Source organism: Raineya orbicola, from assembly GCF_002843425.1.
In the GTDB taxonomy this organism is placed as follows: Bacteria; Bacteroidota; Bacteroidia; order Cytophagales; family Thermonemataceae; genus Raineya; species Raineya orbicola.
Genome location: NZ_NKXO01000034.1, coordinates 23,758 through 35,990 on the forward strand (window position 1 = coordinate 23,758; position 12,233 = coordinate 35,990).

The following is a 12,233-nucleotide window of genomic DNA, read 5'->3' on the forward strand; positions in this document are numbered from 1 at the left end:
TAGAGTTAAAAAATTACGCATACAAACAAGATTTTACCATTTCAAACGCAGTGTAGCCCAAAAAGTCGTAGTTTCCCAAGCAGGTGTACCGGGAGAAACATCGGGACCACCTGCATTGCTATTCATCGGATATAAATTTGTATTGTTGGTTAAATTTTTCGCTTGTAAATCCAAAGAAAATTTTTCAGAAAAATCGTATCCAACTCCTGCATTGAGTATGAAGCCTCCTTGTGCCACAGTACCTGCGGGTGAATACCATTTAGAATAATACATTGAATGAACTCCTGCATAAAATTTACTTACAGGCTTAGCTATTATGCTCAAACGAGTAACATTTTCAGGAAAAGCCTTGTAACGTAATTTTTTATTCTCATCTGCCGCTAGGTACATACTATTGGCATTGATAGCCAAATCCTTCTGTTCTTCGGTTGCTTCCATTACTTTTACCAAAGCATTGCTTAATGTAATGCTTACTTTTTCGTGATTAAAATTCAGTACTGTTTCATTGCCGATTTGAGAGAACGTACCTGGTGTATTTTTGAAAAACCAGTACCCATTCCAGTCGCCGGGTATATCTGATCCTATATTTACCATATTAAAATCGTCAGGGTTTTGGTAGAATACTCCCACGTCAATCACATTTTGAACAATATTGTAAAAAACTACGGTATTGAGCGTAAGCGAAGATAGAATATTCCAACGGAAGGCAAGCTCAATATTGTTGATACGTTCAGGGGCGATAAGGTCAATGTTACGAGCATTGGGGATACCTGCGGCATCTACAAGCGTATAATTTTCAGCACGTAAGAAACCATCTCGTCTGTACCCTCCTGAATAATGCAAACCTACTGCTCCACGGAAACCCGCTTGATAGGAAGCTCGTACCGAAAAATTTTTGTTAGGGGAGAAAATCACTCCCAAGCGAGGCGAAATATTTTGCCCCCAGAAAGGGTGTTGGTCATAGCGAAAGGCGGCAAATAGGTCTAACTTTTCGGTAGGGCTGAAATAGTTTTCTCCGAAAATACTTAACAAAGTTATATTTTCGCGATAAGACATTGTGAGGTCTTGGTTGGCAGTGGCAGGGTCAAAAGAACCTACTACATTGGCAATGTAGTTGTTGCCTGCTCGGTTCGGTAGCCCCATCGAGAAAATTCTGTATTCTATGCCAATAGCCGTTTTGTTATTTTTCCAAAGCCCATCAAGATTGAAAACGCTTTTTGCTCCATAGCGTTGTTCTGCTGTTCCTCCCATAGTAGTTCCTGTAAGTGAATATAGCCCATAATCATCATTGATAAAAGAAACGCTACTTACATTGCTCACCTTTTCAGAAATTTTGAAGTTATATCCCAAAGTAAGTGAGAGTAAATCTTGACGAATCACTTCCCTGTCGCGGTAGAAATTATACAGGTCTCTGCGTTGCCCCGCTTTAAGTAGATTGATTACCAGGTCATTGATTTGAGTAGTATTGATGATAGTTGTATTCTGACTACGGCGAAGACGATGCCCCATATCAGCTACTTTACCTCCTGCAAAACCCTGATTACCTTGCTGTGCCGCCCAACCTTCGTTTCTTAGTGCTTGTCCGTGATAAGAAAGCCCTGAAATATAGGTGTAGGAGCGAATACCTTTAGTATTTATCTTTACACCAATACTGCCATTGTAAAAATCATTCAGTCCTGCTGATGTACTCACTTCAAATGCTCCATTTTCGGCATCTTTGGCATCTTTGGTTACAATATTGATAACCCCCAGCAAAGCCCCCTGCCCCAATGTAACCGAACCAGGACCACGTATTACCTCAATACGTTCAATATATTCCAAATTAGAGCTATTCAGAACAGCATCGGGTGGTCCCCAGAAAAATTCAGTATTCAGGTTTTGCCCGTTGATGAGCATTAAAACTTTGGAATTATTATCGGGTGCCAAACCTCTAAATCCTGCGATTAAATCGTCTTGGTCTTCAATAGCAAAATAACCCGGAGCAAATAAGGTAAGGGCTTCAGAAAGTGTTCTTGCACCACTCAATCGTATTTGCTCTTTGGTAATTACTGTTACGGAAGCAGGTTGCTTGCTGATGTCTTTTACAACGTTAGAAGCGATACTTACTTCTTGAACTTCTTTTACGGGAATTTTCAGCAATTCATCGGGCGAGGCAGTAAATAATTTCACTTTGGAAGTGTCACTGTGCTGGGCATAGCTTTTCAGAATAATGACACAAAAAAAAGCTATTGATAAAGTAATTTTCATAAATAATAAGCATTAGCGTTCCAACTCAAAAATAAATATCTGCCAAAAAGATAATAAATAGCAACGAAACTTCCAAAAAAAATGAACGAAAAGTTTTGTAAATATTAAATATTTATGATTTTTTTTGATTATTTATTTGCAATAAATTGATTGTCAAATTTTTGTATAAAAATAAAAATGGTTGCTGTACTGAGCAACCACTTTTACTGATAATATTTGCTTAGGGATAGATTAACTGCGAGTTTTTATTCCAATTCTACCTTTTCGTGTATATCTTTGGGGGCGTATTTTTTAGGAGCGTACAGGAAACCAAAGGCTTCGGCACCCTCTTTGCCTAAATGTTTATGATGAATCTTGTGAGCTCGTATCATTCGGCGGAGATAGGGGTTCTTAGCGATAAATTTAATTTTCACCCTTCTATGTACCAAAATATCGTGAAAAAGTACATAAAAAATACCATATCCTAAAATACCAAAACCAATCCATTTAAGAAAGCCTACATTCTCAAATTCAAAGCCTGCAACAATAGTAGCTATGGAAGGAATGCTAAAAACGACTGCAAAAAGGTCATTTTTTTCAAAAAAACCTTTGTGGGGTTTGTGGTGAGACTCGTGCCAACACCACAAAAATCCGTGCATTACGTACTTGTGTGTTGCCCAAGCTACTCCTTCCATTAAAAAAAAAGTGGTAACCATCAGTATTATGTTGATAAAAAGTTCCATAGATACAATATTTTAATAGTGACTAAAAGTCATAATTGCTTTATTTTCTGAAATTTTTTCAATATGGATTTGATTATTGAAATACACATCTAATCCCTTTACAAGAGATATGTATAAATCAAAGAGTTTGCGTTGAGATATATACTCAACTTCGTATTTATTAGGTGCAAGCTCTTTGTATTCAAAGCGAGGGGGCTGAGCTGTTTCACGTATTTTGCCAAACATTTCGTGAATTTTGGTGAGTTTAAGCACCATATCTTTGGTGGTATTTGCACCCTTATAAAAAGCTGAATACAGTTTGGGAGCATACTCAGTACACCAATAGATCCCAAAATCATCGAATAACTGTTGTAAGGAAATTCCCAATATTTCGGCAGATTTGAAGATGAAATCAATCGTTAAGGCTTCATCAATATCTTCTTTTATCTGTGTAATAAAAGAATGATTTGGCGGTAAATTAAAGGCTTTCAGGCATTCTTGCCACTTTTCTCTGCCATATTTATGGATAATAGTTTCTTCAAGACAATAGTGAATAGTACCGTGCATAGCTTTTATTAAAAATTTTCTATTATTGTTTTGACTTGTTCCATTAGCCACATAGGAGTAGAGGTTGCTCCACAAATACCTACGCTTTCGCCTGCATTAAACCATTCTTTTTTTACCTCTTCGGGGCGAGAAACGAAATAAGTATTAGGATTGGTTTGCTTGCAAACCTCATAAAGCACTTTGCCATTGGAAGATTTTGTTCCTGCTACAAAAATAATTTTATCAAACAATTTGGCAAAATCTCGCAATTCGGCGTCGCGGTTAGAAACTTGCCTGCAAATGGTGTCATTGGCTTCTACTTCTATGCCTTGGCTTTCTAATTTTTCCTTGATTTGGTAAAATTTGTCGGTACTTTTAGTGGTTTGGCTGTAAAGAGTGATTTTGTGAGGTAGTTTATCAAGTTCTAGTTCGTCTATATCTTGAAAAACTACGGCTTCGTTATGTGTTTGTCCGAGCAGTCCAATAATTTCGGCGTGTCCGTGTTTGCCGTAAATATAGATTTTCTCATTTTTATCGTAGGAGTTTTTGATGCGATTTTGCAGTTTAAGCACCACAGGGCAAGAGGCATCAATGAGTTCCAGATTATTATCAAGAGCAAGCTGATAAGTAGAAGGCGGTTCGCCGTGAGCCCGTATAAGTACCTTTTCGTTCCGTAAGCCTTTGAGTGTATCGTGATTGATAATTTTCAAGCCTTTGGCTTGAAGGCGTTTTACTTCCTCGTCGTTATGCACAATATCGCCAAGGCAATAGAGCTTGCCTTCTTGTTCAAGAATTTCTTCTGCCATTTCAATAGCATACACTACGCCAAAGCAGAAACCTGAATGTTTATCAATGGTTACGGAAAGGTTGAGCATAACACAGCAAAAAATCTTTGCCCAATATACGAAAAAGAAGGTAAAATTGTTTAGAAAAAAGCTACTTTTTTATCCGAAAAATTACACAAACTACTCTGCAAGCATATTTTCCCATACTTGCATTTTTTCGTTAAGTTCTTTGCAAATTTGTTCGTATTTTTGCTGTATTTCTTGAAGTAAGTTTATTTGCTCATAAACTTCGGGATTAGAAAGTTCATTTTCAAGTCGGGATTTTTCCGTTTCTAAAAGGGTAATTTCTTGCTCAATTTTTTCAATAGCCTTTTGTTGTTGCTTTTGGGTGTTATTGGAAGGTGGTTGAGAGGTATTTTTGGTTTTGGAAAAAGATTCTTTGGGGTTTTCTTGTTGAGATTTTTTGAGGCTTTGCTCCTCTTGCCATATTTCGTATTCATCAAAACCGCCTAAAAATTCTTTGATTTGCTCATTTTCAATATACCAAATTTTGTTGGCTACTTTACGAATAAAATTTCTATCGTGAGAAACCACTACAAATGTACCCTCAAAATTTTTAAGAGCTTGGGCAAGAATATTTGCCGAAATCATATCCAAGTGATTGGTAGGCTCGTCCAAAAGCAGGAAATTAGCATCTGAAAGGAGAGTTTTGGCAAGAGCCACTCGCGATTTTTCCCCACCCGAAAGCACCCGAATTTTCTTGAAAACATCTTCGCCTGAAAATAAAAAGCACCCCAAAATAGTTCTCAATTCTACTTCGGTGCGTGTAGTGCCTGTCTGACGAAGTTCTGTAAGCAAATCATTATCCAAAGTAAGGGCTTCTATCTGATGTTGGGCGTAGTAAGTGCTTTTGACGTTATGCCCCCATTTAATTTCCCCTTCATAACTTTCAGAGCCTTGCAAAATACGCAAGAGGGTTGATTTCCCTTTTCCATTTGCCCCGATAAAGGCAATTTTATCCCCTCTTTCTATGGCGATAGAAGTATTTTTGAAAATTTGTAAAGAACCATAACTTTTAGAAAGATTTTTAAGCTCTGCTACTTGCCTGCCTGAATTTTGAGAAAAAGTAAAGCGAAAATGTAGTTTTACGTTTTCGTCTTTCACTTCTTCAATGCGTTCCAAGCGTTCTAACATTTTTATCCGAGATTGTACTTGACGTGCTTTGGTAGCTTTAGCACGAAAGCGATTGATAAAACGTTCTGTTTGGCGTATCATTGCCTGCTGATTCTCGTAGGCATTTCTTTGTATTTCTTCTCTTTCGGCTTTTTGCTCTAAATAATCGGAGTAATTGCCTACATACACATTCAGTTTCTTTTGAGCTACTTCTACAATGGTTTCGCAGGTATTATCCAGAAAATCTCTATCGTGAGAAACTACTAAAATAGCTCCTTCATAGTCAGCCAAATACTCTTCCAACCACTCAATAGAAGGCAAATCCAGATGGTTGGTAGGTTCATCAAGCATCAGCAGGGCGGGTTTTTGGAGCAAAAGTTTGGCAAGCATTACACGCATACGCCAGCCACCCGAAAATTGTTGTAGCGGTTTCTGTAAATCTTCGGTACGAAAGCCCAAACCTTCCAAAACTTTTTCTGCTTGCGATTGCAGGTTATAGCCATCAAGCATTGCAAATTCTTCTTGCAAAGTGCTTAATTTATGCAAAAGATGTTCGCTATAATTTGTTTCCATTTCCGAAAGAACCTTCTGAATTTGCTCTTGCAGAAAATTTTGCCGTTCAAAAGCCTGCATTGCAACTTTCAGAATAGGCTCTTGACTTTGGTACGAAAGCAAATCTTGATTTAGAAAGCCAATGGTACATTCTTTGCTTCGGCTGATAGTTCCGCTCTCGGGCTGATACTCGCCAACAATTAAGCGTAAAAGCGTAGATTTGCCTGTTCCATTCAGTCCGATGAGTCCGATTCTATCTTTGGGTTTGATTTGCAAAGAGGCACTCTCATAAAGTATTCGCCCTCCAAAAGCAAAAGAAAGATTATGAATAGTAAGCATAGCTTTAGTATTTGGAGGGCAAAGTTCGGAAAATTTAGAAAACTCCCTTACGATTTAGAATCTTATTTTCTTGCACTACTCGGATTTTCCCTTGTTCATTGAAGTAGAAAGCAGTTTCTACTTCAGCTTGGTAGGTTTCTTGTCCGTTGTGTTGCCAACCGAATACAAGCGGAACAATCGCTAAATCGCCATAAACTTTTACTTGCAGATGCTCCATTTTTGCCGAATAATGGATATTTTTTCGGTCTTTGAAAAAATTTTGAAGATTTTTGATGATATGTTCGGGGCTGTGGTCGTAGAGTTTGATGTACAAATGTACTGAGTCAGCAAAAAGTAACTTCCAATTGTCCCAATCTTGCAAACTTAGGTACTGACAATAAAGCAAGATACTTTTCCGATAATGCTCAATTTTTGCTAAGATTGGGTTTTGTTGTTCTTCTGTTACTAACACAGGTTCAGCGAATTGAGTGATTTTTTGAGTTCGTTTGGAAATGTTCAATCCTTCTTCAAAAAACCACAACATCGCTTGCTCCAAAAGCCCTTCGGGGGCAGTTTGGGCGAGTTTTTCTTTACCTTTCTGATAAGCCTGTGAAAGCGTTTTTTCGTTTTTTCGCAGGATGTTTCGGATAGCTTCCTGAAAAGGTTTTAGTTCATAATTAGTACGTCTTTGGAATTTATCAACTTCTTTTTTGACGATACTCTCCACTTGGATAAATTCTTTTTGCTGATAAAGTAATATACCCGCCATTAGTTTCAAATCTACCCAATAGTTGGGATATTTTTTATCAAAGTTAGGTTGAAGGCACATCTGCTCTATGCTATCCAAGCATTTTTTCTGATTTTCTTCGTTATTCTGATAGATACACAGCCGAAAATTGAGTAAGATATTATTCAATTCAAATCGCCAAAGCAAGTTTGAAATATGTTTTTGTGAAAATATTTTCAAGTTTTCGGCAATTTGAGTGGCTCTATATTCTAGAATATCTGCTTCACTCCAATCAGGATTTGTTTTGAGTTGCTCGCTGATTTGGCGATGTTCCAAAGCAAAAATCAAGTTTTCCAAAAAATAGCCAAAACTTGTATAGAGCAAATCTTCGTTATACTGAAAAAAGCGTTTTTCTTTACGTATCAGCTCTAAAATTCGCTGGCTTTCTTCAAAATCAGCTTTTTTGAGAGTGTCAAAAAAATGTCTAATCAGTAAGGTAAGACTAAACAAATGCCCAATCGGATTAGCTGTAAAGGTATCATACTTTTCTTTGTAAATATCCATCAAGTCTTCAATTGCCCTAATACGTACATTAGCTTTTTCATTTATCTGTAAGAAAATCAGTAGCAAATTGTAAAACGAAAAGCCAAAAAATCCATCTTGGGAGTTATTTTTCCAGTATTCATATTCTGCTTCTTCATATATCTGTTTCAAACGAAAATTTACAAAATCTTTGAAATTGCGATAAATGTCTTCCTCATAAGTTTCTTTCTGAAGCATACTGAGTAATTCGTTGCGTTTTTTTTGTAGAACCTCATACTCTTTATCGCCTATGCGTTCAAATTCTTGTCTGATTTGCTCAAAGGAAGACTCTTCTGCTGATATAAGCCCATTTTGAGACTTTTTTTGGTAAAAATAAATCCCCGTTTCAAAAAAATCTCTTAAAATGCCTTTTAGTTGTTTGTAATTGATGAGGTGTGGAGTATGAACGATTTTGAAACTCGCTAATCTCATTTCTAAATCACATACTTTGCCGTAGAGATAAGTAATTTTATTTTTCTGCACGACTTCCTTGATTTGCTTAAAGAGCTTTTCAACGAGCAGAAAAAGTCTCTCTTCTAAAAGAAACTCGGCTGTCCAAATCATTTTAAGGGCTTTTTGGGCAAGAAGTTCTTGTTGTAGATTTTCAGGAAGTTTTTCTATTAGTCCTTTGGGAATATGTTCTGTAAGCGAAAAAATAGTTTCTTGTAACTTTTCTAAAAGTTTTTCAGTGGCATCATCAACCAAATCTGAAAAATTTTTGGTAAAATCTTTTTGCTTTCCAATCCATTCAAAGGCTTCTTCGGCGGTTTGTTTTTGCTCAATAGTCTGACAAATTTGGGTTAGTAGTTTCTGTTGCTTGTTTTCTTTGCCATTACTAAGCTGGGTCAGGTCGCCTATGATAGGGGCATAATCTTTTAGAAACTTACACAAATCAAACAGATTTTCAAAGTTTTGTGTCATAATGTTGCTTATTTACTTTGCTTTTTAAAGTTGATTTCCTCTCTTAATGTTTTAGGTGTTAAATTTTTTTTGGCACGCCGCATAGGTTTTGTAAAGGTTTAGGCGAAACCCTAAATTCAAAAAACTATGCACCCTAAAATCAAAGAAAAAATTCAAAAGAAAATTTTAGAAAAAGCATCTAAGCAAGATAAACGTTTTGACGAAATTTTGCAAGGGAAAACAAAATTTTTGAGAAAAGATTTAGTAAAACTTGCCGATTTAGTTGGTATAGACGAAAATACGATTTTCAGATTTTTCCATTACGGCTCCTGCAAGCCAACGCATCAACTCCAACCTCACAACGAACAAGCCATCGCCGAATTTTTGGGATTTCACAGCTACGAAAAACTCATGGAAATGATAATGATAGAATTTGTTTTTGAACAAATCTGCAATCTGCTTCAAAAAATCAACTCTTAACTCACCTCCAAATTTACACTACTATGGGCAAACACTTCATCAGAACCAGCCATTTCAGGCAAAGATGCCAAGAAAGGCAGATTTCCGAAACTCTTTTGGGAATGATAGAACGCAACCTTGCTCAAGATATAGACTTTCAACTTCAAAAATTGCTCTACGAAGAAAATAAAATCATCATCACACCGCCATTTTACTTTGTCCCCAATACTCGGACTCCTCATTTAATTATTGTCAGAAACAAAAAACTTTTCATAACCGCCTACTGGATTTGTACCGAGAAACTCATCAAAATCATTCAACAAGAACCTTACTTCTACCTAAACCTTGATAAACCCAATGAAAACAGCCCTTATATTATCCTTTGACCTCATCAGAGAAGGCGAACTGCCTAAATCTTTGGCAGTTGCCTCTCTACTCGCTTATTTGAAGCAAGATGCCCGCTACGGCAGTGAATTTACAGCTGAAAGCAAAAGTGTAAATATGTGGTATTATCGCAATAGTATTTCAAATGAGTTTTTGTGGCATTTGCTTGAGGAATTAGACTTACATCGCTACGATACACTGGCTATTTCGTGCTACATTTGGAACGAGTATTTTATCAAAGATTTCCTGCAAGTCATTCGCCGAAGTGGCTTTCAGGGTAAAATTGTTCTTGGGGGGTATCAGATTTCTTACACAAGCAAACCCGAACAACTTTTTGATGAATATCCCGAAGCCGATATTTACATCAAAGGTTACGCCGAGAAAAGCCTTTTGGAAGCTATCCTGATGCCACGCCCCGCCGAAAAGAAAATCTTAAAAGGCGAAGTAGATTTCTCACTAATCCCATCAGTGTACTTAACAGGAGAGTTTCCTATTGAGCAAAATATGAAAATGATACGTTGGGAAACACAAAGAGGTTGTCCGTATGTATGCAGTTTTTGTGCTCACCGAGATTTGGAAAAAGGAAAAGTCTATAAACACGAATTGGATAAGATTTTTGCAGAACTAGCTTTTTTCAAGGGAAAAAATGTGCAAAAGGTCAATGCTTTAGACCCTATATTCAATGGTGGAAAAAATGCGGTACTGATTTTGGAAGAAATTGCCCGTTTGCAAATGAATACACTTTTTTCTTTTCAAGTTCGCTTTGAAAACTTCAAAAATGTACTTGGTAAAAAGTTTTTGGATTTTGCTGAAAAAATCAACATCAATTTAGAATTTGGCTTGCAAACAATTGTAGAGAAAGAGTTTTACACGATTGAGCGTCCTAATAATTTGCAAGTAGTTGAAAGTGTTATTCAAGAACTGAATGAAAGAGGCATTTCCTACGAAATCAGTATGATTTACGGCTTACCACACCAAACCTTAGAGAGCTTTCAGTATGGTATTGATTGGCTTTTGCAAAAAAACGTAGAAAACATTGCCGCTTTCCCGCTGATGCTTCTAAAAGGCACAAAATTGTATGACCAAAAAGAAGAGTTTGGCTTTGTTGAAAAAGTATTGGGCGATTTCAATATCCCAACCGTAGTGAGCAGTAATACCTTCTCCGAAGATGAGTGGTGGGCAATGAAAGAAATAGCCAGCCAACTTAACCCCAAAGTTAGGTTCTAAAATATACTCAACAAAGAAAGAATGAGTTGCGAAAATTCCGGCGAGCAAGCAAAAGTACCTTTCTCCTTTTGGGAAAAGGATTTAGGGATAGGGGCTTTTGCAAAGATTAGCCAAAGTGTGAATAAAAAAGTCTGAATACAGCTCAAAAACGCAGTTTTACCCTTCAAATGTTGATGTCTTTATTAGCCAAAAGCACTCTACCTTTGTAACAGATAATAAGCAAAAGATTATGCAAGCAAACGCCCCACTTAGAGGTCTTTATGAGCAAGGCTTTTTACACTTACCCAAACAAAATGAAAATACACTTCAAGAAATACTTACTGCTTTGGGCGAGGTTATTCAGATTACTGATGTAACTCCCAAACCCGATAGCAGAGGATTGATTACTTCTACAAGGGGGTTGGATTTTCACACTGACCACCACAAAGCCAAATTCATTGTTTGGTATTGCTACAAACAATGTAATATTGGAGGCGAAACTCTTTTACTTGATGCCTTTGAAATTTACAAAAAACTTTGCCAGCCTTATCAGAACGAATTACAAAAGATAGAACTTTTTGAGCATAAAGTATTTCCTGATGACTACGAAAAGTACCCTTTGGTAAGCATAGATAGCAACGGAAATACAAAGTTTTACTATTCTTTTTGGCTTGTGCGAAGCCAAGACAAGCAAAATCCTGCTTTGAGAGCATTTCAGCAACTTATTCGTGAGGCAGAACCTGTAAAGCTCAAACTACAACCCACCGATATTTTGATAGTAGATAACCATCGGATTTTTCACGCCCGAACGCCTATTGAAGGCAACCAAGACCGATGGCTCAAACGATTTTGGCTTTCTGAAAAGTAAGCATATACCCTTTTGTTTGACCTTAAAATTCTAAAATGTATGGAAACTACGCTTTTAATTTACCCCGACCCTATCAGTGTGGAGCGTATCTCCTATCTGATAAACCAAAAAGGCATAGACCCCGTTATTGCCGCTATTGACCTTGAAATGGTAAAAATGAAACTCCAAGAGCCTAACGAAGGCGAAGGTTGGACAGCCGAGCAGTGCGATACTGCTGAAATTGAATACAAACGCTACTTGCATCTATGTAAAAAGTATGGAAAAGGAATAGTACCTAATGGAATTATGGATATTTTTTGGCATTATCACATTCTTGATACAAGGGCTTATCATAAAGATTGCGAGGCAGTTTTCGGGTACTATTTACATCATTTCCCTTACTTTGGTATGAGAGGTGAGCAAGATGCTCAAAATCTTAAAAATGCTTTCTACAAAACCAAGCAACTATACTTGGAAACTTTTGGTGAAAATATGCTAAGAGAGAACTTAAATATTTTTGATGATGATGACGACGATGAAAGTGATTGCTGGCACGACTGCGAAAATAGATGTTGGCACGCTTGTTCTGATGAGTAATTAAAACTGCTCCCTCTCTAAAAAAGAGGGGGAGTTTTACTACAAGGTATAAAGTAAAAAATCAAGCAAATATCCTCAAATTATCCACCTAAAAACTGCAAAAATTATGAAAAAACAATCTAATCATCAAGCTGACATCAAAAATCCTAACAAGGGTACAAAAGGCACAAACATTACCTACGATAAAAATCAAGGCAATCGTGGCAAAC

11 protein-coding genes are annotated in these 12,233 nt (G+C 37.0%); 5 read left to right on the forward strand and 6 right to left on the reverse strand.

Features of this window, described 5'->3' with window-relative positions; all coding sequences use genetic code 11:
• Positions 1 to 33 precede the first annotated feature (33 nt).
• From Rain11_RS10425 to Rain11_RS10450, 6 genes are all read right to left on the reverse strand, one after another.
• The gene (locus Rain11_RS10425) at positions 34 to 2,247 is read right to left on the reverse strand and encodes a TonB-dependent receptor plug domain-containing protein (RefSeq protein ID WP_101359310.1); all 2,214 of its coding nucleotides are present in this window, start codon (positions 2,245 to 2,247) and stop codon (positions 34 to 36) included.
• A gap of 245 nt (positions 2,248 to 2,492) precedes the next feature.
• Complete coding sequence (locus tag Rain11_RS10430; RefSeq protein ID WP_101359311.1) at positions 2,493 to 2,969, reverse strand: sterol desaturase family protein; 477 nt, start codon at positions 2,967 to 2,969, stop codon at positions 2,493 to 2,495.
• Positions 2,970 to 2,981: 12 nt separating this feature from the next.
• Positions 2,982 to 3,566 (reverse strand): heme NO-binding domain-containing protein, encoded by a 585-nt coding sequence (locus Rain11_RS10435; RefSeq protein WP_133121569.1) that lies wholly within the window; start codon positions 3,564 to 3,566, stop codon positions 2,982 to 2,984.
• Positions 3,524 to 4,369 (reverse strand): 4-hydroxy-3-methylbut-2-enyl diphosphate reductase, encoded by an 846-nt coding sequence (locus tag Rain11_RS10440; RefSeq protein ID WP_101359313.1) that lies wholly within the window; start codon positions 4,367 to 4,369, stop codon positions 3,524 to 3,526. Before Rain11_RS10440 ends, Rain11_RS10435 begins: the two co-directional genes overlap by 43 nt.
• A 90-nt stretch (positions 4,370 to 4,459) precedes the next feature.
• Positions 4,460 to 6,343: an ABC-F family ATP-binding cassette domain-containing protein gene (locus Rain11_RS10445; RefSeq protein ID WP_101359314.1), complete on the reverse strand. Its 1,884-nt coding sequence runs from the start codon at positions 6,341 to 6,343 to the stop codon at positions 4,460 to 4,462.
• Between the two features lie 34 nt (positions 6,344 to 6,377).
• A complete protein-coding gene (locus Rain11_RS10450; protein WP_101359315.1) occupies positions 6,378 to 8,552 on the reverse strand; it encodes a hypothetical protein in 2,175 nt (724 codons plus the stop codon).
• 126 nt (positions 8,553 to 8,678) lie between these two features.
• Here Rain11_RS10450 and Rain11_RS10455 point away from each other — a divergent pair, with 126 nt between their 5' ends.
• From Rain11_RS10455 to Rain11_RS10475, 5 genes are all read left to right on the forward strand, one after another.
• The gene (locus Rain11_RS10455) at positions 8,679 to 9,011 is read left to right on the forward strand and encodes a hypothetical protein (protein WP_101359316.1); all 333 of its coding nucleotides are present in this window, start codon (positions 8,679 to 8,681) and stop codon (positions 9,009 to 9,011) included.
• Between the two features lie 23 nt (positions 9,012 to 9,034).
• Positions 9,035 to 9,376, forward strand: a complete 342-nt coding sequence (locus Rain11_RS10460; protein ID WP_101359317.1) for a hypothetical protein — start codon at positions 9,035 to 9,037, stop codon at positions 9,374 to 9,376.
• Positions 9,348 to 10,601 carry a B12-binding domain-containing radical SAM protein gene (locus Rain11_RS10465; protein WP_101359318.1) on the forward strand — a complete coding sequence of 418 codons (1,254 nt, stop codon included), beginning with the start codon at positions 9,348 to 9,350 and terminating at the stop codon, positions 10,599 to 10,601. The genes Rain11_RS10460 and Rain11_RS10465 overlap by 29 nt, the downstream gene beginning before the upstream one ends.
• Before the next feature lie 229 nt (positions 10,602 to 10,830).
• The gene (locus tag Rain11_RS10470) at positions 10,831 to 11,448 is read left to right on the forward strand and encodes a TauD/TfdA family dioxygenase (protein ID WP_101359319.1); all 618 of its coding nucleotides are present in this window, start codon (positions 10,831 to 10,833) and stop codon (positions 11,446 to 11,448) included.
• A gap of 39 nt (positions 11,449 to 11,487) precedes the next feature.
• Complete coding sequence (locus Rain11_RS10475; protein ID WP_101359320.1) at positions 11,488 to 12,024, forward strand: glycine-rich domain-containing protein; 537 nt, start codon at positions 11,488 to 11,490, stop codon at positions 12,022 to 12,024.
• Positions 12,025 to 12,233: the final 209 nt, after the last annotated feature.